General features: G+C 44.9%; 32 protein-coding genes. 29 read left to right on the top strand and 3 right to left on the bottom strand.

The genetic code is table 11. The features are described 5' to 3' along the window. Window positions 1–9: 9 nt before the first annotated feature. Genes CLV42_RS21995 through CLV42_RS21985 form a run of 3 tightly spaced genes read right to left on the bottom strand, consistent with a single transcriptional unit; the run spans window position 10 to window position 2,210 of the window. Window positions 10–471: a hypothetical protein gene (locus CLV42_RS21995; protein ID WP_106604084.1), complete on the bottom strand. Its 462-nt coding sequence runs from the start codon at window positions 469–471 to the stop codon at window positions 10–12. Between the two features lie 38 nt (window positions 472–509). Beyond that, window positions 510–1,688 (bottom strand): type IX secretion system outer membrane channel protein PorV, encoded by a 1,179-nt coding sequence (gene porV, locus CLV42_RS21990; RefSeq protein WP_106604083.1) that lies wholly within the window; start codon window positions 1,686–1,688, stop codon window positions 510–512. A gap of 18 nt (window positions 1,689–1,706) precedes the next feature. After that, a complete protein-coding gene (locus CLV42_RS21985; RefSeq protein ID WP_170117602.1) occupies window positions 1,707–2,210 on the bottom strand; it encodes a T9SS type A sorting domain-containing protein in 504 nt (167 codons plus the stop codon). A 396-nt stretch (window positions 2,211–2,606) separates the two neighbouring features. Here CLV42_RS21985 and fusA point away from each other — a divergent pair, with 396 nt between their 5' ends. The 29 genes from fusA (at window position 2,607) to rpsK (ending at window position 21,712) form a co-directional block, all read left to right on the top strand. Then, complete coding sequence (gene fusA, locus CLV42_RS21980) at window positions 2,607–4,754, top strand: elongation factor G (RefSeq protein WP_211303508.1); 2,148 nt, start codon at window positions 2,607–2,609, stop codon at window positions 4,752–4,754. A gap of 431 nt (window positions 4,755–5,185) precedes the next feature. Beyond that, on the top strand, window positions 5,186–5,785 hold the full coding sequence (locus CLV42_RS21975) for a porin family protein (protein ID WP_106604080.1): 600 nt from the start codon (window positions 5,186–5,188) through the stop codon (window positions 5,783–5,785). Between the two features lie 1,357 nt (window positions 5,786–7,142). Next, window positions 7,143–7,448 carry a 30S ribosomal protein S10 gene (gene rpsJ / locus CLV42_RS21965; RefSeq protein WP_012789286.1) on the top strand — a complete coding sequence of 102 codons (306 nt, stop codon included), beginning with the start codon at window positions 7,143–7,145 and terminating at the stop codon, window positions 7,446–7,448. A 214-nt stretch (window positions 7,449–7,662) separates the two neighbouring features. Then, on the top strand, window positions 7,663–8,280 hold the full coding sequence (gene rplC / locus CLV42_RS21960) for a 50S ribosomal protein L3 (RefSeq protein WP_089835262.1): 618 nt from the start codon (window positions 7,663–7,665) through the stop codon (window positions 8,278–8,280). A 1-nt stretch (window position 8,281) separates the two neighbouring features. Further along, entirely contained in the window at window positions 8,282–8,920 is a 639-nt protein-coding gene (gene rplD, locus CLV42_RS21955) for a 50S ribosomal protein L4 (RefSeq protein ID WP_106604078.1), read from the top strand. Window positions 8,921–8,973: 53 nt separating this feature from the next. After that, entirely contained in the window at window positions 8,974–9,273 is a 300-nt protein-coding gene (gene rplW, locus CLV42_RS21950) for a 50S ribosomal protein L23 (protein WP_089835260.1), read from the top strand. An 86-nt stretch (window positions 9,274–9,359) separates the two neighbouring features. Next, window positions 9,360–10,193, top strand: coding sequence for a 50S ribosomal protein L2 (gene rplB / locus CLV42_RS21945; RefSeq protein ID WP_089835259.1), 834 nt, complete (start codon window positions 9,360–9,362; stop codon window positions 10,191–10,193). Between the two features lie 84 nt (window positions 10,194–10,277). Next, window positions 10,278–10,544: a 30S ribosomal protein S19 gene (gene rpsS / locus CLV42_RS21940; RefSeq protein WP_089835258.1), complete on the top strand. Its 267-nt coding sequence runs from the start codon at window positions 10,278–10,280 to the stop codon at window positions 10,542–10,544. A gap of 86 nt (window positions 10,545–10,630) precedes the next feature. Then, window positions 10,631–10,990: a 50S ribosomal protein L22 gene (rplV, locus tag CLV42_RS21935; protein ID WP_089835257.1), complete on the top strand. Its 360-nt coding sequence runs from the start codon at window positions 10,631–10,633 to the stop codon at window positions 10,988–10,990. A 43-nt stretch (window positions 10,991–11,033) separates the two neighbouring features. Beyond that, window positions 11,034–11,828: a 30S ribosomal protein S3 gene (rpsC, locus tag CLV42_RS21930; RefSeq protein ID WP_106604077.1), complete on the top strand. Its 795-nt coding sequence runs from the start codon at window positions 11,034–11,036 to the stop codon at window positions 11,826–11,828. 41 nt (window positions 11,829–11,869) lie between these two features. Next, window positions 11,870–12,289: a 50S ribosomal protein L16 gene (gene rplP, locus CLV42_RS21925; protein ID WP_012789294.1), complete on the top strand. Its 420-nt coding sequence runs from the start codon at window positions 11,870–11,872 to the stop codon at window positions 12,287–12,289. Window positions 12,290–12,361: 72 nt separating this feature from the next. Further along, window positions 12,362–12,568, top strand: a complete 207-nt coding sequence (gene rpmC, locus CLV42_RS21920; protein ID WP_106604076.1) for a 50S ribosomal protein L29 — start codon at window positions 12,362–12,364, stop codon at window positions 12,566–12,568. Between the two features lie 62 nt (window positions 12,569–12,630). Beyond that, on the top strand, window positions 12,631–12,888 hold the full coding sequence (gene rpsQ / locus CLV42_RS21915; RefSeq protein ID WP_176842403.1) for a 30S ribosomal protein S17: 258 nt from the start codon (window positions 12,631–12,633) through the stop codon (window positions 12,886–12,888). Between the two features lie 71 nt (window positions 12,889–12,959). Further along, window positions 12,960–13,328: a 50S ribosomal protein L14 gene (gene rplN / locus CLV42_RS21910; RefSeq protein ID WP_012789297.1), complete on the top strand. Its 369-nt coding sequence runs from the start codon at window positions 12,960–12,962 to the stop codon at window positions 13,326–13,328. 159 nt (window positions 13,329–13,487) lie between these two features. After that, the gene (gene rplX / locus CLV42_RS21905) at window positions 13,488–13,826 is read left to right on the top strand and encodes a 50S ribosomal protein L24 (RefSeq protein WP_106604075.1); all 339 of its coding nucleotides are present in this window, start codon (window positions 13,488–13,490) and stop codon (window positions 13,824–13,826) included. Beyond that, complete coding sequence (gene rplE, locus CLV42_RS21900; protein ID WP_106604074.1) at window positions 13,826–14,404, top strand: 50S ribosomal protein L5; 579 nt, start codon at window positions 13,826–13,828, stop codon at window positions 14,402–14,404. Before rplX ends, rplE begins: the two co-directional genes overlap by 1 nt. Window positions 14,405–14,476: 72 nt before the next feature. Continuing rightward, window positions 14,477–14,746 (top strand): 30S ribosomal protein S14, encoded by a 270-nt coding sequence (gene rpsN, locus CLV42_RS21895; RefSeq protein ID WP_106604073.1) that lies wholly within the window; start codon window positions 14,477–14,479, stop codon window positions 14,744–14,746. 127 nt (window positions 14,747–14,873) lie between these two features. Beyond that, entirely contained in the window at window positions 14,874–15,272 is a 399-nt protein-coding gene (gene rpsH, locus CLV42_RS21890; protein ID WP_106604072.1) for a 30S ribosomal protein S8, read from the top strand. Between the two features lie 152 nt (window positions 15,273–15,424). Then, entirely contained in the window at window positions 15,425–15,979 is a 555-nt protein-coding gene (rplF, locus tag CLV42_RS21885) for a 50S ribosomal protein L6 (RefSeq protein WP_106604071.1), read from the top strand. Window positions 15,980–16,066: 87 nt separating this feature from the next. Beyond that, window positions 16,067–16,420: a 50S ribosomal protein L18 gene (rplR, locus tag CLV42_RS21880; protein WP_089835441.1), complete on the top strand. Its 354-nt coding sequence runs from the start codon at window positions 16,067–16,069 to the stop codon at window positions 16,418–16,420. Between the two features lie 38 nt (window positions 16,421–16,458). Next, a complete protein-coding gene (rpsE, locus tag CLV42_RS21875) occupies window positions 16,459–16,977 on the top strand; it encodes a 30S ribosomal protein S5 (protein WP_106604070.1) in 519 nt (172 codons plus the stop codon). 68 nt (window positions 16,978–17,045) lie between these two features. After that, window positions 17,046–17,231: a 50S ribosomal protein L30 gene (gene rpmD, locus CLV42_RS21870; protein WP_106604069.1), complete on the top strand. Its 186-nt coding sequence runs from the start codon at window positions 17,046–17,048 to the stop codon at window positions 17,229–17,231. Window positions 17,232–17,343: 112 nt separating this feature from the next. Continuing rightward, the gene (gene rplO, locus CLV42_RS21865; RefSeq protein ID WP_089835246.1) at window positions 17,344–17,790 is read left to right on the top strand and encodes a 50S ribosomal protein L15; all 447 of its coding nucleotides are present in this window, start codon (window positions 17,344–17,346) and stop codon (window positions 17,788–17,790) included. Between the two features lie 173 nt (window positions 17,791–17,963). Beyond that, window positions 17,964–19,307, top strand: a complete 1,344-nt coding sequence (gene secY / locus CLV42_RS21860) for a preprotein translocase subunit SecY (protein WP_106604068.1) — start codon at window positions 17,964–17,966, stop codon at window positions 19,305–19,307. A 216-nt stretch (window positions 19,308–19,523) separates the two neighbouring features. Further along, a complete protein-coding gene (map, locus tag CLV42_RS21855; RefSeq protein WP_106604067.1) occupies window positions 19,524–20,324 on the top strand; it encodes a type I methionyl aminopeptidase in 801 nt (266 codons plus the stop codon). Between the two features lie 115 nt (window positions 20,325–20,439). Continuing rightward, window positions 20,440–20,658, top strand: a complete 219-nt coding sequence (gene infA, locus CLV42_RS21850) for a translation initiation factor IF-1 (protein ID WP_012789309.1) — start codon at window positions 20,440–20,442, stop codon at window positions 20,656–20,658. A 26-nt stretch (window positions 20,659–20,684) separates the two neighbouring features. Next, on the top strand, window positions 20,685–20,801 hold the full coding sequence (gene rpmJ / locus CLV42_RS21845; RefSeq protein WP_012789310.1) for a 50S ribosomal protein L36: 117 nt from the start codon (window positions 20,685–20,687) through the stop codon (window positions 20,799–20,801). A gap of 36 nt (window positions 20,802–20,837) precedes the next feature. Then, window positions 20,838–21,218, top strand: a complete 381-nt coding sequence (rpsM, locus tag CLV42_RS21840; protein ID WP_089835243.1) for a 30S ribosomal protein S13 — start codon at window positions 20,838–20,840, stop codon at window positions 21,216–21,218. A gap of 92 nt (window positions 21,219–21,310) precedes the next feature. Further along, complete coding sequence (rpsK, locus tag CLV42_RS21835) at window positions 21,311–21,712, top strand: 30S ribosomal protein S11 (RefSeq protein WP_089835242.1); 402 nt, start codon at window positions 21,311–21,313, stop codon at window positions 21,710–21,712. Window positions 21,713–21,823 lie beyond the last annotated feature (111 nt).

Genomic DNA, 21,823 nt, shown 5'->3' with positions numbered 1-21,823 from the left:
CAGGGGGGATTACTGTTTTTTACGTTCGAATGATTTGTTAACGGGAGCTGCAGTAGGAGCTGTCGCTTTTGGAGTTACCACCGGCGCTGCTGTTTTCAAGGCACGACTGCTTTCTGATTCATTGCCTTGTGTAGGGGGCGTTGCCGGCGCAGGGAGATTGACCTGTCTGGCTTTCAGTGCTTTTGTTGACTCCTCAGCGGTGACATCTGATGGATTTTTACCTGCAGATGCGCTGTTTGTTTTTAATCTGGTGGCACTACCCTGACGTGTGGTGTGCTGGGGATGGTAGTCAGTAAAGAGCTGTTCGCGGGTAGTACGGTGATCTTTAGGAGCGTCTTTACTTTCTTTTTGTTGCAGCGCAGAAAAGTCCTGCTGGAATGAAGGGAACAGTTTGTCCCGGGTGCGTTGCTGTGCTTTGGTGACGCCAAATCCGGAGAAAAGCAGCGTTATCAACAGAATATATGGTTTCATATGTTGGAGTTAATATGTAAATGATGAATATGTGGTGTTTATTGACGGCTGGCTGCACCAATATGGTACGCAACTGAGAATTTGAGGGTCCTTCTCTGATAAATACTATTCGCTGTAGGCATGATATAAGCCATGTCTATGGAAACGCCTTTAATACGGGTGCCAACGCCGGCGGAGAAGTGTTGCCTGTAACCTTTTTGCGGATGCTCATAGAAGTAGCCGGTGCGGATGAATAGCTGATGCTGGTAAGTGTATTCCAGTCCTCCGGCTATTGTAAACTCACGGAGCTCTTCCTGGAAACCGCCGGGAGCATCCCAGAAAGAGGTAAACAGTGCTTCGGTCATACTGCGATTGGGGTCTTTTCCATCCAGTATTTCACTGGTGGGTTGTCCACTGGCATCCATTTTATAAGTAGGAGGGGTGGGTATCAGCAGTTTATTAACATCCGCCAGGACGGTGAACTGGTGCTCGACGGTATTGACAAATGAGTAACCACCACCGATGCGCAGGTTAGCAGGAAGAAAAGCTTTACGGTTGTTATCATCGGTATAATTCAGTTTGGAACCGATGTTGGTAAAGGCAATGCCCCAGGCATAACGGTTACCCGCAGGATCGTTGTGGGCGTAGTGCTCGGAGTAGAAACTGATATCGGCCGCAACAGCGCTGGCGGGTCTTTGCTGAAGGCCATTATAACTTCCACGGCCCAGGTTACTGTTGATGTAACGAAGGGAGACTCCCAGTCCGATGTTGTTACTCAATTTACGCGCATAAGTCACATCAATGGCGTACTCTTTGGGTTTGTACTGTTGCAGTTCGGTGCCGTTATCATCTCTGAAGATGATCGTACCATTAGTAAAGTAACGCATGGATACACCTACACCTTCTGTATTATTATTGAAGTTTTTGAAGGCAGCGAGATAGCCCATATTGGTGCGCTGGTCGTTGTTGTTGAGGTCCCACATCCAGGGGGAATAGGAGGCGCTAACGCCCCAGTCGCCAGCAAAGACGATCTTGGAGGCATTGCCAAACAGCGAGTTGGCGTCTGCCTCCAGTCCGGTCATGGCATCGCCGGTGCCGCTGCTGCGGGCATCAGGGTTCACCATCAGGAAGGTGGCTCCGGTATTGATCGCCTTGATCCCTTTTGTCTGTGCTGTTACAGAGCTGCTATGAACAAGCAGTCCGGTGGTACATAGCCATATGGTAAATTTTTTGATCATGATCGTTGTTTTGAGAGGTTATTGTATCACCAGCTTTTCCTGGTACATATATCCGCCAGCTTTCAGGATGACGGTATAAATGCCTGCGGCAAAGCGGGTGACTGGCAATGTGAGGAGTATCCTGCCTGCGCCGTAGGTACGGGCTTCCTGGTGTACGAGCTGGCCGCCACTGTTGACAATGAGCAGAGACACGGCATTATTTGACAGCAGGTCAAACTGGATCTTCAGGGTGGTGGATACGGGGTTGGGGTAGAGGAGCATGTTGAGAACAACTTCAGTACCAGCCGGAACCGGGGGAAGCTCTTCCGGTTGATGGAAGCCCTGGGTCAGGAGCAGTGGCCCTTTCTGAAGAGAGCTGACGGTTACTTCGCCGATGGTGTACTGGAAGAAATAATCACCGGAAGAGCCTCCTCCTCCGGTACTGGCGTTCACCTGCCTGTTGAGTATAAGCTGCGCCCGGGCAGCGGGAAAGCCACCAGCGGCAAGACACAACAACAGGAGTCGTTTGTAGATAGTCCGCATATGAAAATATATTATAGGGTGAATTAATGACAACGGTAACAGCATCCCGGCATTACAATGACACACAATGAGTTTTGGGGGTATGGGAGGTAGGACATTAACAGATCATATACAAATATGTTTTAAAGGAGAAAAAAAGGCAATAGGTAATTATTGGGTGGCGGAATTATTGTTAAAACCGGTAGAGGAAATTGGACAATTGGTTTTCAGGGAGATAGGCTGACTGGGTCAGCTCATGAAATTAGTGTAACTTTGCGCGGTTAATCATGGGGCAAATCCCCTTCTGTAAAGGAATTCTTAAATATCTATCTGGCAAGTTGCCAGGTTTTATTTATTGGTAAAAATCATTTACCTTTGCCCCCCAAATTGCATTAGTAATACAGTCATTTTAATATTATGGCAGACTTAAAATTTCAAAGAAACTTTGGTATTGCGGCGCACATCGATGCGGGTAAAACCACTACCACAGAGCGTATCCTGTACTATACAGGTAAATCCCACAAGATTGGGGAGGTGCACGAAGGTGCTGCCACCATGGACTGGATGGCACAGGAGCAGGAGAGAGGTATTACCATTACATCTGCTGCTACTACCTGTTTCTGGAAATTCCCAACAACCCAGGGAAAGCTTCAGCCAGATACAAAAGAGTACAAATTCAACATCATTGACACCCCGGGTCACGTGGACTTTACTGTAGAGGTAGAGCGTTCCCTGCGTGTACTGGATGGTCTGGTAGCATTGTTCTGCGCCGTATCTGGTGTAGAGCCACAGTCTGAAACCGTTTGGCGCCAGGCTAACCGTTACCGTGTACCACGTATCGGTTTCGTTAACAAAATGGACCGTGCGGGTGCTGACTTCCTGAACGTGGTAAAACAGGTGAAGGAAATGCTGGGTGCAAACCCTGTTCCCCTGATGCTCCCTATCGGTGCTGAAGATACTTTCAAAGGTGTGGTTGACCTGATCACCATGAAAGGTATTATCTGGGACGAAGAAGGTAAAGGTGCTACTTACCAGGAAGTTGAGATCCCTGCTGACATGAAAGATGAGGCAGAAGAGTGGAGGGCTAAACTGGTAGAAGCTGTTGCTGAATACGACGACACCCTGATGGAGAAATTCTTCGAAGATCCAAATTCAATTTCTGAAGCTGAGATCCACGAAGCTATCCGTAAGGCAACTATCGATATCGCTATCATTCCAATGCTGTGTGGTTCTTCCTTCAAGAACAAAGGTGTTCAGAAGATGCTGGATGCGGTTTGCCGTTACCTGCCTTCTCCACTGGATATCGAAGCAGTAAAAGGTACCAACCCTGACACTGGTGCTGAGATCGAGCGTAAACCAGATGCAAAAGAACCATTCTCTGCGCTGGCGTTCAAGATCATGACCGATCCTTTCGTAGGTCGTCTGGCGTTCTTCCGGGCTTATTCCGGTCACCTGGATGCAGGTTCTTATGTACTGAACACCCGTACTGGTAAGAACGAGCGTATCAGCCGTATCATGCAGATGCACGCCAACAAGCAGAACCCTATCGATTTCATCGAAGCTGGTGATATCGGAGCTGCTGTAGGTTTTAAAGATATCAAGACAGGTGATACCCTGTGTAACGAAGACAACCCGATCGTTCTGGAGTCTATGACTTTCCCAGAGCCGGTGATCCACATCGCTATCGAGCCCAAAACTCAGGCGGATATGGACAAAATGGGTATGGCTATCGCGAAACTGGTAGAGGAAGATCCTACTCTGAAAGCAAAAACTGACGAAGAAACCGGCCAGACCGTATTGAGCGGTATGGGTGAGCTTCACCTGGAAATCATCGTTGACCGTATGCGTCGAGAGTTCAAGGTAGAAGTTAACCAGGGTGCACCTCAGGTTGCGTTCAAAGAAGCATTCACTGCTAAAGTTGAGCACCGTGAAGTGTACAAGAAACAGACTGGTGGTCGTGGTAAATTTGCTGATATCCAGGTTGAGATCGGACCTGCTGATCCAGAATGGATGAAAGAGAACGACGGTAAGACTTTCCAGTTCATCAACGATATCTTCGGTGGTTCCATTCCGAAAGAGTTCGTTCCTCCTGTACAGAAAGGTTTCGAAAGTGCAATGAACCAGGGTGTATTGGCTGGCTATCCGCTGGATAACCTGAAAGTTCGTCTGTTTGACGGTTCCTTCCACCAGGTGGATTCCGATGCAGTATCTTTCGAGTTGTGTGCAAGAGCTGCTTTCCGTGAGGCTGGCCGTAAAGCTAAACCAGTTCTGCTGGAGCCAATCATGAAAGTAGAAGTACAGACTCCTGACCAGTACATGGGTGACGTAACAGGTGACCTGAACCGTCGTCGTGGTATGCTGGAAGGTATGGAAATGAGAAATGGTGTACAGGTGATCAAAGCTAAAGTGCCACTGAAAGAAATGTTCGGTTATGTAACTCAGCTGCGTTCAATGTCATCTGGTCGTGCAACTTCCATCATGGAGTTCTCTCACTATTCACCTGCTCCAAACAGCATCGCTGAAGAGGAAATCGCAAAAGTGAAAGGTAAAGTGAACGCTGACTAATTTAGCAGATTCATATCAGAGTTATAGTAAGAAGGGGTGCCGCGAGGCATCCCTTCTTCGTTATATAGAAGTCCCCTTAAAACCCCGGTATTAGCCTGCAGGAAGCATTAGCAGGGCTTGATCCAGCCTCCTTGTAACTTAAAATATTGTAGCCATTGATGCCCGTTAATGGGCATTATTTCTTGCCTGTGTACGGCGTTATCTTATATATCAGTAGCTGTTTTGTTGCATATTTTGTTTGTGCACTCTCTATTGTGTTCATTTTCAACGGATTTTGCTGCCGGAAGGTGTTACATGGCATTAAATTTGGTAACCCCTTCATATCCCACTTATCTTAATAAGTTATTAAGAGTCACGTCGTAATGATTTCAAAGCTTCCCTGTAGTGGGCATCAAAAGAAGGCAGCTATTTATCAAATTAAAATTCAGAATATGAAAAAGTTTCGTCTATTAACCCTGGCGTTCACTGCGGTATGCTTTGGCAGTACAGCAGTTGCGCAGACGCAAAAAGGTAACCTCATGGTAGGGTCTGATATTACTGACCTGGGCTTCAATTTTCAGAAAGAAAGTACGATTTTCCATTTCGATCTGAACCCTAAACTAGCTTATTTCATCGAGGACGATCTTGCATTAGGTGCTTATGTGAATTTTGGTCTTGAGACCACTGGTGGCAATGGTACGAACGTGAATTATGCTGTTGGGGCATTGGCACGTTATTACTTTCGTGATGCGAATGTACGCAAGCTGGAGTTTTCGAAGCGGGTACGTTTCTTTGGAGAGGCCAATGTAGGGTTTGGTGGTAGTAATCCTGCCAATGGGGCTTCTACCAATGGAGTGCAATTGGGCATCGGGCCTGGTTTATCTTATTTTATCACGCCTAATGTGGCATTGGATGCGTTGGTGAAGTATGATGTGATTATAGGTGGGGGAAATTCGACTACGTCTCACCAGTTGAATCTGGGGTTAGGTTTCCAGATTTTCCTGCCGACGGCACGGGCGCGGGCGATCATTCGTGAGGAGAAGGAGAAATAAGGTGAGTGAAAGGGGCGTGGCGGGCCAGTCTGTTATTTGAACGGTTTGAATGAACTGCCTGATAATGAACGGAAATGAATGAGATCTGAATGCTGATTGCAGTTTATCTTTATTATGTTCGTAGGGGGATGATACTACTGCGAACTGGGATTCGCCGAAAACCATATAGAGTAGGCATGTTACCCTCTTAAATCCACCCGTTATGACATCCACTATTCTCGCTGCAATTCTCGGATTTGTGAAAACGATCTTACGCGCTGTGTAAACTTCGCAGCCTTTGTTCTAAATGCTTTAAGCCCTGGCAATTGCCGGGGCTATTTTTTTGGCAGAGGATGAGCCGGTAGCGGGGGAGGTGACATAAAGGAGCTGTTCTATTTAGTTATCAGTATAAACTGAATAGAATGGTATAACTGACTGAAGGTGAATGAGAATGAATGTTTTTATTTTATGATCAGCCTTTAAATTCGCGCCGGGATCAGATGATCATCTCCTTTGGGATTACCGAAAACCAAGAACAGAGTAGGTATTAACCGACAGAAAAACCTAAGACAATGGATCTGTTAAATCAGTTACTGGCAACGATTATTGCGTTCCTGAATTCTTTATTAGGCGGCCTGTAAGAGCGGGTTTCCTTGTTCCCTAGGAATTAGTTCAGCGGCCACTAGGCTCAACGATTCCGAATTTATTCAGAGCTCCCCGGTTGGGGGAGCTCTTTTTTGAATAGGGTGTTTCTCACTACTTCTGTTCATTATTCTTTAGTCTGTTCATTTTCTGTTCACTCTTAATCTGGTCAGAATTGACTGATAATGAATGAAATGAATGGCCGTTATTTCCAGGCATGCGCTTATCTTAGCCGCATGCTCCAGTAAGTGGTCTGCATTTGGGATTGCCGAAAACCAAGAAAAGAGTAGGCATAACCTTATGGAAAACCTTCGCAACTATGGATTTATTAAACCAGTTATTGGCTTTAGTTTTCGGCTTGCTGAATTCTTTGTTGGGGAATTTACCCCTCTGAGGTTTGACAGGTTGAAAAATATTGCTTATTGCATTCCCAGACAGGACAGGCCACCGGATCACCGGAGGCCTGTTTTTTTAATGGGAAAGACGGAAGACAGGCAGGAGAGGGCGGATTTTTTATCGATGACGGCCTGAGCAAGCATTTTTTTGGTATTTAATTGAAAAACAGTATTTTGCTGTTCCTCGCTATATCTTCTTTGTGTAATATGAAGGGCTGTCCCGGTCTGGTATTCACAACTCCTTATTTATTTTTCCACAAATTATTTGTGAAGTAGAAAAAAACGGATTACCTTTGCCCTCCCAAATTGTAAGGGTAAAAACAAGAAGAAGTTCATTGCATATGTCTCAGAGAATTAGAATCAAGCTGAAGTCCTACGATCATAATCTGGTAGATAAATCTGCTGAGAAGATCGTTAAAACCGTGCGTAACACGGGCGCTGTGGTAACAGGTCCAATTCCTTTACCAACCGAAAAGAAAATTTTCACGGTGCTGCGTTCACCGCACGTTAACAAGAAGGCACGTGAGCAATTCCAGCTGTGCACGCACAAGCGTCTGTTGGATATCTACACTTCTTCTTCAAGGACAGTTGACGCGTTGAGTAAACTTGATTTGCCTTCCGGTGTGGAAGTGGAAATCAAAGCGTAGGACATCGGCAGGTAGGCGAAAGGTCTGCCTGATTTGATTTAATATGACTGGTTGTTTTCTGGCAGAGGTACTGAATCACCTTTGCCGGTCGGATAACAACACTCAAGTAAATATAGGCCATGCCTTCTGGGTGGCCGCCCAATAAAGCATTTAAACCGCCCATCCTGGGGATAGCAAGATCCACCCCCAGGCGCTGGGTAAAATATATATAATAATGAAAGGTATTATTGGTAAAAAGATCGGCATGACCAGCATCTTCGAACCGAATGGTAAGCAGACTGCTGTTACCATCATCGAAGCCGGTCCTTGCGTTGTAACTCAGGTAAAGACAGTAGAAACTGATGGGTACAACGCTATTCAAGTTTCATTTGGTGAGAAGAAAGAAAAGAACACTCCCAAAGCTGAACTTAATCACTTCGCGAAAGCAAGCACCTCCCCTAAAAGATTTGTAAAAGAGTTCCGCAACCCGGATGTACAAAAAGCTCTTGGTGAGACCATTACCACCGAAATATTTGCAGAAGGAGAAACTATTGAAGTAGTAGGTACTTCAAAAGGTAAAGGTTTCCAGGGTGTTGTAAAGCGCCATGGATTCTCCGGTGTGGGTGAAGCTACACACGGTCAGCACGACAGAAGCAGGGCTCCTGGTTCTGTGGGTGGTTCCTCTTATCCTTCCCGCGTTTTCAAGGGTATGCGTATGGCTGGTCAGACCGGTAACGAACAGGTGAAAGTGAAAGGTCTGAAGATCCTGAAGATATTCCCTGAAAAGAATTATATCCTGGTAAGTGGTTCCGTTCCCGGCCACAATGGTTCAATCGTTTTAATCCAGAAGTAACATGCAAGTTGACATTTTAAATAAAGAAGGTAAGAAAACCGGCAGGACTATTGAGCTTCCTGAGGAAATTTTCGGTGTGGAGCCTAACAACCACGTTATTTACCTGGCAGTAAAACAGTATCTGGCCGCTCAGCGTCAGGGTACTCACAAGGTTAAGACCAGAGCTGAAGTGAAGGGTGCTTCCCGCAAACTGCACAAACAAAAAGGTACTGGTGGTTCCCGTAAAGGTAACATCCGTAACCCACTGTATAAGGGTGGTGGTACCATTTTCGGTCCTAAACCACACAGATATGATATTAAGCTGAACAGAAAGGTGAAAGATCTGGCTAAGATCTCTGCCCTGTCTACCAAGGCTAAAGAAAACAGCATTATCGTACTGGAAGATCTGAACCTGGATGCACCTAAGACTAAACAGTTTGCAGGTATCCTGGCTAATCTGAAAGTAAATGTATCTGGCCGTAAGACTTTATTCGTACTGCCTGAGTACAATGATAATGTTTACCTGTCTCTGAGGAACATTCCAACCGTGGATAGCGTAATGCTGAGCGATATCAATACTTATGATATCATGAACAGCAACTTTATCATCCTCACGGAGAGTGCTGCGAAGATCTTCACTGAAGAGCCGGTAGAAGCTTAATTAATATTACAAAAACACAGCTTGCGGGCAACCGCAACTCAAAGCTATAAAAGATGAAACTTTCAGACGTTTTAATCAAGCCGGTGGTAAGTGAAAAGGTGAACAAAGCCACTGATAAATTCAACCGCTACTACTTCATCGTGGATAAAAAATCCAACAAACTGGAGATCAAAAAAGCAGTGGAAGAATTTTACGGTGTAACCGTAGCTGAAGTGAACACTGCCGTAATGCCAGGTAAGGCTAAACAGCGCTTTACCAAGGCTGGCTTCATCGCTGGTAAAAAACCATCTTACAAAAAGGCGGTTGTTACACTGGCTCAAGGAGAAACTATAGATCTGTATGCTAACATATAGTGCTCATTCCTGCTACGCAGCAGGATGATGGATGTATATGCAGATCACTTTTTATAATAGAAACTAGTTAAACACGACACTAGATCATGGCACTGAAGAAATACAAACCGATGACAGCCGGTACCCGTTGGAAAATAGGCAACGCGTACGCCGAGCTGACCACGGATACCCCTGAAAAAAGCCTGCTGGAGCCTGTTAAGAAATCCGGCGGTAGAAACGTACAGGGTAGAAGATCTATGCGCTACATTGGTGGTGGTCACAAACAACACTATCGTATCATAGATTTCAAACGTGATAAACACGATATTCCAGCTACAGTAAAGACTATCGAATACGATCCGAACCGTAGCGCATTCATCGCACTGCTGAACTATGCAGATGGTGAAAAACGTTACATCCTGGCTCCTCAGGGTCTGCAGGTAGGTGCTACCGTAACAAGCGGTCCTAATGCAGCTCCGGAAGTTGGTAACGCGCTGGTGCTGAAGAACATGCCACTGGGTACTGTTGTTCACAATATCGAATTACAGCCTGGCAGAGGTGGTGCAATCGCAAGAAGCGCCGGTACCTATGCTCAGCTGTCCAACAAGGAAGAAAAGTATGCCGTTCTGAAAATGCCTTCTGGTGAATTGCGTAAAGTGTTGATCACTTGTGCTGCAACCGTAGGTACTGTTTCCAACTCAGATCACGCGCTGCAGTCCATCGGTAAAGCAGGTGCTAACCGTTGGAGAGGTATCAAGCCTCGCAACCGTGGTGTGGCGATGAACCCAGTGGATCACCCGATGGGTGGTGGTGAAGGTAAATCTTCCGGTGGTCACCCAAGATCCAGAACAGGTAAATATGCGAAAGGTCTGAAAACCAGGAAGCCGCATAAGAGCTCTGATAAACTGATCATCAGCAGGAAAAACGGTAAGAAATTATAAAACTTAACGCCTTAACAGTTCCGCTGACGCAGAGAACGCGAAAGCGGAACTGGTAAAGCGGATCAGGAATAAAAACAACAAGACATGGGTCGTTCCATAAAAAAAGGTCCTTACGTTGACCAGAAATTAGAGCAGAAAGTTGAGAAAATGAATGAAGGCACCAAGCGTACTGTTATCAAGACCTGGAGCCGTCGTTCTACTATCACGCCTGATTTTGTAGGCCACACATTTGCGGTACACAATGGCAACAAATTCATCCCTGTATACGTGACCGAGTTCATGGTTGGTCATAAACTGGGCGAATTTGCACCTACCCGCAACTTTAAAGGACACGCTAACAAGAAAATGTAGTAAATCGTTTGAAGTTTAAAGTTTGAGGTTTTTGATTCACCTCTAAACCCAAACTTCGAACCTCAAATCACAAATTATAATAGAAAATGGAAGCAGTAGCTAAGCTTAACAATAATCCTACATCTACCCGCAAAATGCGTTTGCTGGCTGACCTGATCCGTGGTCTGGATGTAGAAAAAGCTCTGAATATTTTGAAATTCCATCCTAAGCATCCCAGCGTTCCTTTGGAAAAGCTGCTGTTGTCTGCCGTTGCTAACTGGAAGGTGAAGAACGAAGGAACAAGAGTAGAAGATGCTAATCTGCAGGTAAAGACCATCTTCGTTGATGGTGGCCGTATTCTGAAAAGAATGCGTCCGGCACCACAGGGTAGAGGTTATCGTGTTCGCAAGAGAAGCAACCACGTAACAATCGTTGTTGACAGCCGTCCTGCAGTGGAAGCAAAATAAAAGAAACTAAAACTATTTATCTAATAGACAAATAAACCAGAACATGGGTCAGAAAACAAATCCTATTGGTAACAGGTTAGGTATCATCAGAGGATGGGACTCCAATTGGTATGGTGGTAAAAAAGATTTTGCTACCAAACTGATCGAGGATAACAAGATCAGAACTTACCTGAATGCCCGTATCAACAAAGGTGGCATTTCCAGAGTAGTGATAGAAAGAACTTTAGGTAAACTGATCATCACCATTCATACATCTAAACCTGGTATCATCATAGGTAAAGGTGGTGGAGAGGTTGACCGCATCAAGGAAGAGCTGAAGAAACTGACAGGAAAAGAAGACGTACAGATCAACATTCTGGAGATCCGTCGTCCTGAAATAGACGCAAACATCGTTGCTGAAACCATCGCTAAGCAGATCGAAAGCCGTATCAACTATAAACGTGCGATTAAAATGGCTATCGCTACTGCGCTGAGAATGGGAGCTGAAGGTATCAAGATTAAAGTAGGTGGCCGTTTAGGTGGTGCTGAAATTGCGCGTTCAGAAGAAATGAAGCAGGGTCGTGTACCTTTGCACACTTTCCGTATGGACATTGATTATGCTTCTCTGTTCGCACTGACTGTATATGGTAAAATCGGTATCAAGGTATGGATCTGTAAAGGAGAAGTACTGGGCGAGCGCGATCTGAATCCGAACGCTATTTCTGCCAAAGATGGTGAAGGCCGTCCAGGTGGTGGCGAAAGAAGAGGTGGCGATAACCGTGGTGATAGAAGAGGCGGTGACAACCGCGGCGGTGGCGACAGAAGAGGTGGTGACAATCGTGGTGGTGGCCGCAGATAAGCTTACTTAACAATTAACATTAACAATTAACTAATACCAAGATGTTACAGCCAAAGAGAACGAAACACAGGAAGATGCATAAAGGCCGCATCAAAGGTAACGCTAAGCGTGGCGCGGCTATTTCCTTTGGTAGTTTCGGTCTGAAAGCATTAGAACCTAAGTGGATCACCGATAGGCAGATTGAAGCTGCCAGGGTTGCTCTGACCAGGCATATGAAACGTGAAGGTAACGTGTGGATCCGTATATTCCCGGATAAATCTATTACCGCCAAACCACTGGAAGTGAGGATGGGTAAAGGTAAGGGTGCTCCTGACCATTGGGCTGCAGTAGTGAAACCAGGCCGTATCTTATTTGAAGCGGATGGTGTTCCTTTACAGGTAGCTAAAGAAGCAATGGAGCTGGCTGCACAGAAACTGCCGATTAAAGTGAAATTTGTAGTGCGTCCCGATTACGTTGCATAATCCGGCAACCCGCAGGAATGCAAACGCTATAAGAGATAACTATAAACGATAAACCAGAAATTTTATAAAACAATGGCAAAAGATAAGCTGGATCTGAAAGGTTTAAGCGACCAGGACCTGAGAGAGAAAATCTCTGAGGAGCAACTACGCCTGAAGAAAATTACATTCAGTCACGCAATTACGCCGATAGAGAATCCAATGAGCATCCGTGCTCTCAGGCGTCAGATCGCACAGCTGAAAACCGAGCTGCGCAAAAGAGAACTGGGCGCACAAGCCTAAATAATAAAATTCATTAATCCTGCTATGCAAATGGAAGGGTTATAGAGTAAATACTTTCAACAATGATCGAAAGAAAATTAAGAAAAACCAGGACTGGTGTGGTATCCAGCAATAAGATGGATAAAACTATCACTGTAAGCGTTGAGCGTAAGGTGAAGCACCCTATCTATGGTAAGTTCGTTAAGAAAACTACCAAGTTCATGGCGCACGACGAGAAAAACGAGTGCAGCATCGGCGATACCGTTAGAATAATGGAAGTTCGTCCTCTGAGCAAAAACAAATGCTGGAGACTGGTAGAAGTTATCGAAAAAGTAAAATAATTATTTGTTTCAAGCTCCTTCCGGCATTCCCGGGTTGAGCCGCTGATAAAACAACTTACAAATCTCATAAGATGATACAACAAGAATCAAGGCTGAATGTGGCTGATAACAGCGGTGCCAAAGAGGTGCTGTGTATTAGGGTATTAGGCAACTCAGGCCAGGATTACGCTAAAGTGGGCGATAAGATCGTAGTGACTGTAAAGGATGCAATCCCAGGTGGTGGCGTAAAGAAAGGTATGGTAACCAAAGCTGTTATCGTAAGAACTAAAAACAAGCTGCGCCGTAAAGACGGATCTTATATCCGTTTTGACGATAATGCCGTTGTATTGCTGAACAACTCTGACGAGCCACGCGGTACCCGTATTTTCGGTCCGGTTGCCCGTGAGCTGCGCGATAAGGGATACATGAAGATTATCTCTCTGGCTCCCGAGGTGCTGTAAATCAAAGCATTATAAGAGTTGAAAGCATAAAGCCAAAAGTTACAGACCTTTAGGCTTTGTGCTTTCAGCTTAAAAGCATATCTTTGCAGCCCGTTTCAAAAACGACAATATTAATCAAGCGGAACGGGTGTTTCGCTTGGCGTTTTAAATAAACAAATAATGAAAACGAGATTCAAGCCTAAGTTCAACATTAAGAAAGGCGACACGGTAGTGGTGATTGCCGGTGATGACAAGGACAGGACCAAACCCCGCAAGGTGCTGGAAGTGATTCCTGACAAGGCACGCGTTCTGGTAGAAGGTGTGAACATCATCACCAAACATACCAAACCTACTGCACAGAACACAAAAGGTGGTATCGTTAAGCAGGAGGCTCCTATCGCTATTTCTAACGTAATGTTATGGGACGCTAAGGCTGGTAAACCTACCAAAGTAAGCAGGCAGCGTGATAATGGTAAATTAGTTCGTATAGCTAAAAAATCAGGGGAGGTAATTAAATAATGGCAAACACTACATATACACCCAGACTGCAGACTAAATACCGCAACGAAGTGGTTAGTACGCTGCATAAGAAATTTAATTACAAGAGCGTAATGCAGGTGCCACGTCTGGTAAAGATCTGTCTGAACCAGGGTATCAATGGTGCTGTTGGAGATAAAAAGCTGGTAGATATTGCTGTTGACGAGATGACCCGTATCTCTGGTCAGAAAGCGATCGCTACTATGTCCAAAAAAGATATCTCTAACTTTAAACTGAGGAAGAACATGCCAATTGGTGCCCGCGTAACACTGCGTGGTAACAATATGTACGACTTCCTGGATCGTCTGATCGCAGTTTCCCTGCCACGTGTACGTGACTTTAAAGGTGTGAATGAGAAAGCTTTCGATGGCCGCGGTAACTATACCCTGGGTATCACTGAGCAGATCATCTTCCCTGAGATCGATATCGATAAAGTAACAAAGATCTCCGGTATGGATATCACTTTCGTTACTACGGCTACAACCAACGAAGAAGCTTACGAGCTGCTGAAAGAACTGGGTATGCCGTTCAAGAATATCAGAAAGGATAATAATCAATAATATCTGATAGCAAATTCCAATCCCTGACAGGGTTTGGAATTTGGAATTTATAACTGGAATCATAAACTTAACATGGCAAGAGAATCCGTAAAAGCCCGTGAGAGAAAGAGAGCTGCACTGGTTGAGAAGTTTGCAGAAAAGCGTGCTGCCCTGAAAGCAGAAGGTAACTACGCTGCACTGGACTTACTTCCAAGAAATGCATCTCCTGTTCGCCTGCACAACAGGTGTCAGCTTTCCGGCCGTCCAAAAGGTTATATGCGTCATTTCGGTATGTGTCGTAACATGTTCCGTGACCTGGCCCTGGCTGGTAAAATCCCTGGCGTAAGAAAAGCTAGCTGGTAAGCCAACACCAGATCCCGAATGCACTGCAGAGCAGTCCTTCCGGAGAAACCGGCAAAAGTTATTTGATTTTCCTATCTATTACTGATTGGATATCGCATTGTAAAATCGTTTTTAAATTTTAAGAACAATGGTTACTGATCCAATAGCAGACTTCCTGACCAGAATCCGGAACGCGCAAATGGCCAACCACAGGATTGTGGAAATTCCTGCCTCTAAACTGAAGAAACGTATCACCGAGATACTGTACGACAAAGGTTACATCCTGAAGTACAAATTTGAAGAAGATACTAAACAGGGCCTCATCAAGATAGCTCTGAAGTATGACCCACAGACCAAAGTACCTGCGATCACTGATCTGCAGCGCATCAGCCGTCCGGGTTTACGTCAATATTCTAAACCAGCTGATTTCAAACGTATCAAGAATGGTTTAGGTGTTGCCATTATCTCTACTTCCAAAGGCGTAATGACCGATAAAGAAGCCAAATTACAGAATGTAGGTGGCGAGATCGTTTGCTACGTTTATTAATATATATATGCCCCGTTGGTGGCGCTGACTGGTATACCGGCAGCTATCAGCAACTGGGGAGAAGCAAATGGACCTTCTGACAATTAAGCTTTCTATACGGCGCTGAACACGGAAGAGTCCTGAATCCAAACATAACAGTAAAAACTGCAATTATGTCTCGTATAGGTAAAAGTCCTATCAAATTGGCCAGCGGTGTAACAGCAACTGTTTCCGCTGCTAATGAGCTGACTGTAAAAGGCCCAAAAGGTGAACTGAAAAGGAACATCGACAGGGATATTAAGATAGAAGTGAAGGATGGTGTGCTGACAGTAGTACGTCCTACCGACCAGATCCGTCACCGTGCACTGCATGGTCTGTACCGCGCGCTGATCGCCAACATGGTGACAGGTGTTACAGATGGTTTCAAGAAACAACTTGAACTGGTGGGTGTGGGTTACAAAGCTGCTCACAACGGTCAGTTACTGGACCTGTCTTTAGGATACTCTCACAACATCGTTGTTGAGATCCCTAAAGAACTGAAAGTATCTACCCTGACTGAAAAAGGTGCTAACCCTAAGATCATGCTGGAAGGTATTGACAACCAGCTGTTAGGTCAGGTAGCTGCTAAAATCCGTAGCCTGCGTAAACCAGAGCCTTACAAAGGTAAAGGTGTTCGCTACAGTGATGAAGTGGTTCGTAAGAAAGCAGGTAAGTCTGCAGGTAAATAATTTTTAATTAGCTAATTGGCGGTGATCGTCAATTAGCTAATTCAACACCATTCCGGCAGTATCGGAATGAATAAAAATGAAAGAGAAATGAGTACAAAAGTTAATAGGAGACAGAAGATCCGCTACCGCATTCGTAAAAAGGTTGTGGGTGTTGCACAGAAGCCGAGATTATCTGTATTTCGCAGCAATAGCGATATTTACGTGCAATTGATAGATGATACCAATGGTGTGACTCTGGCTGCTGCTTCTTCCCGTGATAAAGATATCAAGGCACAGAAAGGTACCAAGAGCGAGAAATCCAAACTCGTAGGTGCTGCACTGGCTACCAAGGCAAAATCATTAGGTATTGAAACCTGTATATTTGACCGCGGTGGTTATCTGTATCATGGTCGCGTAAAGAGCGTAGCTGATGGTGCCAGAGAAGCTGGCCTCCAATTCTAATATCGAAATTGATTAAATCGTAATTCGCAAATAAAAAAATGGCAAAGAATACATTTAATAGAGTAAAGGCCGGTGACCTGGAGCTGAAAGAGAAGGTAGTGGCTATCAACCGTGTTACTAAAACCACCAAAGGCGGACGTACTTTCAGTTTTTCTGCCCTGGTAGTAGTAGGTAACGAGCACGGTGTAGTAGGACACGGTCTGGGTAAGGCTAAAGAAGTGCAGGAAGCTATCACCAAAGGTATCGACGATGCTAAGAAGAACCTGATCAAGGTTCCGGTAATGCATGGTACTATTCCTCACGACCAGTTGGCTAAAGAAGGTGCTGCTAAAGTACTTATCAAACCAGCTGCTCATGGTACTGGTGTGATCGCCGGAGGTTCAATGCGTGCCGTACTGGAAAGCGCAGGTATCACCGACGTTCTGGCTAAATCTCTGGGTTCTGCTAACCCGCACAACGTGGTAAAGGCTACATTCAAGGCATTAGGTCTCCTGCGTGAGCCGATCCAGATAGCAAAAACCAGAAGCGTATCGCTGAAGAAAGTATTTAACGGATAATAACACTATCCAGTTAGCAGGACAGGTATTCTGTTCCTGGCAATTGTAAAGTGGCAATTCAAATAACAATGGCAAAGATCAAGATCACTCAAGTAAAAAGTGGTATAGACCGTCCTGAACGCCAGAAGCTCACCCTGAAGGCACTGGGACTGAAAAAAATGCACGCCACTGTAGAAGTGGAAGCTACCCCCCAGATCCTGGGTATGGTGCGTAAAGTGAATCACCTGGTAAAAGTTGAAGGAGAACAGGCGTAATAAATTTTATTACCCGGGAAATAATCCTACATTTATATTCGGAGATTTACGAATAAACATTTTACATTTAAAGCGAGCGGTTAATTTCCGCGTAAGTAAAAAAAATTAGAAAATGAATCTGCATACGTTACAACCTGCGAAGGGTTCCGTACATAAAGAGAAGCGCCTTGGTCGTGGTGAAGCATCCGGTAAAGGTGGTACTTCCACAAAAGGTAATAAAGGTGGTCAGTCACGTGCTGGTTATCAGAGCAAAAGAGGTCACGAAGGTGGTCAGATGCCAATTCAGCGTCGTATGCCAAAGCGTGGTTTTAAGAGCTTAAATCCAACTGAATACCAGGTATTTAACATCGGTCAGATCGATCACCTGGTTGAAAAATATGGTCTGCAGGACTTCTCTCTGGAAAACCTGTACATGAATGGTTTAATCAACAGGACCGCGAAAGTGAAAATCCTGGGTCAGGGAGAACTGAAGGCTAAAGTAACCGCAAAAGTGAATGCGATCAGCGAAAAAGCCAAGCAGCTGATAGAAGCAGCGGGTGGAACGGTAGAGCTGGTATAAGATTTCACGACTGAGGAGACGCCTACGGAGTAGTGCGTCTTTTCACATTTTATCAAACCAGAGAAAACAACACAAATCCCGGCCAGAGTTACTGGATAGCAGCTAATGCAGGTTCGGAATTTGGTCTCGCCTGCGGCGGGATGAAATTTTGAATATTAAACATTCATCTTCCTGTGAAGAAATTTATCGAAACGATTAAGAATATCTGGAGCATCGAGGATTTGCGTAACCGCATTCTCACCACATTGCTTCTTGTCCTCATCTATCGTGTAGGATCCTATATCGCGTTACCCGGTATTGATGCCAACAGTTTGGGTATGGGAGAGTTTGCCAACAAGTCAGAGAAAGGTATCCTGGGACTGTTCAATATGTTTGCTGGAGGTTCATTCTCCAGGGCCTCGATTTTTGCTCTTGGCATAATGCCCTATATCTCTGCATCCATAGCCATACAACTGCTTACAATTGCCGTGCCTTATTTTCAGAAACTCCAGAAAGAAGGTGAAAGCGGTAGGAAAAAGATTAATCAGTATACCCGTGTACTGACAGTGATAGTAACCGGTTTCCAGGCAAGCGCATATGTTGCCTTCCTGAAACAGCAATCTGCAGGTTCTATTATTCCTGAATATGGTGCGGCCTTCTTCTGGCTGACCACTACCATCGTACTTACAGCAGGCACCCTGTTTGTAATGTGGTTGGGAGAAAAAATTACAGATAAAGGTATCGGTAACGGTACGTCTATTATAATCATGGTTGGTATCCTCGCCCGTCTGCCACAGGCTATTATCCAGGAGTTCTCCTCCAGGAATGCCCAGAGCAACGGTGGTCCGATGCTGTTCCTGATCGAGCTGGCAGTGTTCGTACTGATCACTATCGGTCTGATCCTGCTGGTACAAGGTACCCGTAAGATCCCTGTAAACTATGCGAAACGTATAGTTGGTAACAAACAATTCGGAGGTGTACGCCAGTTCATCCCGCTGAAGGTAAATGCTGCAGGTGTAATGCCTATCATCTTTGCCCAGGCGATCATGTTCATCCCGGCTACAGCGATCGGTTTTGCTACAGACAGCGGTTCTGGATTTATCCGTATTTTCAGTGATCACACTAATGGCTGGTACAACCTGATCTATGCTGTACTGGTAATAGTGTTTACTTACTTCTATACTGCATTGATATTCAATCCGACCTCTATGGCGGATGAGATGAAACGTAACAATGGTTTCGTTCCGGGCGTTAAACCTGGTAAAGCTACTGCTGACTATATCGGCGCTGTAATGGACCGTATCACACTGCCAGGTGCTTTCTTCCTGGCGTTGGTGGGTATCCTGCCTGGTGTAGCTGCAGCTGTGAATATCAACAGCAACTTCGCTACCTTCTTTGGAGGTACATCCTTACTGATCATGGTGGGCGTTATCCTGGATACGCTCCAGCAAATAGAAAGCCAGCTGCTGATGCGCCATTACGATGGACTCATGAGCACAGGTCGGATTAAAGGAAGAACAGCTCCGGCTAACGTCTGATTAATCCAGGCTACCTGGTATAAAAGCCACAGAAGCATAAGACCAACAGAGTTCGATCTGCTGGGCTTATGCTTGCGTGGCTTCATCTTTTAAGTAAAGAGCATTACGAATCTGAGGCAAGTGCAAGCAGACGTTGTGTATATGTGGCTACGATCTTTATTGAGACAATGTGCTACAACATTTTCAAAGCTGAACTTTCCTAACCCGTTTTTTGATATGGTGCATTATAAAACTAAGGAAGAAATTGAGCTAATGCGCAAAAGCGCATTATTGGTGAGCGCGACATTAGAAGAAGTTGCCAGGCATCTCAAACCGGGGATGTCGACACTTGATATTGACGAGATTGTGGAGAAATTCATCGTGGCGAATGGGGCAGTACCGTCTTTCAAGAATTACAGGGGATTCCCGAAGAGTTGTTGTATTTCTGTGAATGCAGAGGTAGTGCATGGCATTCCGAATGCCTACGTATTGCAGGACGGAGATATCGTGAGTGTGGATGTGGGTGTACTGTTGAACGGATATCATGGCGATAGTGCTTATACATTTGCTATTGGCGACGTGAAACCTGAGGTACTGCAACTGATGAAGGCTACGAAAGAGGCCCTCTATAAAGGCATCGAAAAGGCCGTGGCGGGTAACCGTATTGGGGACATTGCACACGCCATCCAGGAGCATACAGAGAAGCAACGCGGTTATGGTGTGGTACGGGAACTGGTCGGGCATGGTCTGGGCCGTAGCCTCCATGAAGATCCCCAGGTACCTAATTACGGTAAGCGGGGAAGTGGCCCGATCATGAAAGAAGGGCTGGTGATCGCGATAGAACCTATGGTGAACCTGGGCGTAAAAGAGGTAGAGTATATGGAAGACGGTTGGACGGTGATCACCCGGGATGAGAAACCATCCGTTCATTTCGAGCATAATGTGGCTGTTATGAAGGGGAAACCTGATATACTTTCGTCTTTTAAGGGGATAGAGGAGGCAGAAAAGAATAATCCAGCATTGAACTCAAATTATTGATAATTAATGAGTAAGGGTGAATTTAAGCGATTATCCACAATTAATTATTCACGTTTATTTTATTAATTTTTCTTTTTCTTAAGATTTCGCTATCTTTGCAGTCCTAAAAATTTTTATGGCAAAACAGGCACTCATTAAACAGGATGGAATAATACTAGAAGCCTTGTCTAACGCTATGTTCCGAGTTAAGTTAGAGAACGGGCATGAGATTTTGGCTACCATTTCTGGAAAGATGAGAATGCACTATATCCGCATCCTGCCTGGTGACAAAGTAGGGGTTGAGATGAGTCCATACGATTTAAGCAGAGGCAGAATAATATTCAGATATAAATAACAATACAGACTTATAACTTATAACTTATGAGGGTAAGAGCTTCCATAAAAAAAAGAAGTGCAGATTGCAAGATTGTGCGCAGGAAGGGTAAATTGTTGGTGATCAACAAAAAGAATCCCCGTTTTAAACAACGCCAGGGATAATCAATTAATACATAACTAGTAAATTAAAATACAAATATGGCACGTATAGCCGGTATCGATCTTCCTAAAAATAAACGTGGAGAAATTGGCCTGACCTACATCTTTGGTATTGGTCGTTCTACCGCTCAATATATTCTGGAGAAGTCTGGTATAGACTTGAACAAGAAAGTTAAGGATTGGAACGATGATGAGCAGGCTGCTATCCGTAACATCATTAACAGTGAGTTTAAGGTAGAAGGTCAGCTGCGTTCTGAAGTACAGATGAATATCAAGCGTTTACTGGATATCGCTTGTTATCGTGGTCTTCGTCACAGGAAGGGCTTACCGTTGAGAGGCCAGCGTACCCGTACCAATAGCCGTACCCGTAAAGGTAAACGTAAAACGGTTGCAGGTAAAAAGAAAGCGCCTAAGAAATAAACTTGATAATACAAATAACAAGTTCCGGTTTCCAGTAGTCGTATATATGGCAAGAGGAATCTGGAACCTGGAACCTGGAATTTTATATAATTATGGCAAAAGCAACAAATACAAAAACTGCTGCTAACAAAAAGAGGGTAGTTAAAGTAGATAACTACGGCGATGTACACATCTCTGCTAGTTTCAACAATATCATCATCAGCATTACCAACAAGCAGGGTCAGGTTATCTCCTGGTCTACTGCAGGTAAGATGGGCTTTAAGGGTTCTAAAAAGAACACTCCTTATGCAGCTCAGCTGGCGGCTTCTGATGCTGCAAAAACAGCAATGGAAGCTGGTCTGAAAAGAGCAGATGTTTTTGTAAAGGGCCCTGGTGCTGGTCGTGAGAGTGCTATTCGCGCTATCGCTAACTCCGGTATCGAGGTTAGTATGATCAAAGACGTAACTCCTTTACCTCACAACGGTTGCCGTCCTCCTAAAAAGAGAAGGGTATAGGATCGATATAATTTTACGGTATTTCGAAAGTGGAAAGTTGGAGTTATCTTCCGCTTCCTGCTTTCGAATTGCCGTTTGAGAATTTTATTAACAAATGGGTATATGATCAGG

The sequence above is a fragment of the Chitinophaga ginsengisoli genome, assembly GCF_003014595.1.
Taxonomy (GTDB): Bacteria; Bacteroidota; Bacteroidia; order Chitinophagales; family Chitinophagaceae; genus Chitinophaga; species Chitinophaga ginsengisoli.
Note: the sequence above shows the minus strand (reverse complement) of the source record. Positions and strands in the feature narration are given on the sequence as shown.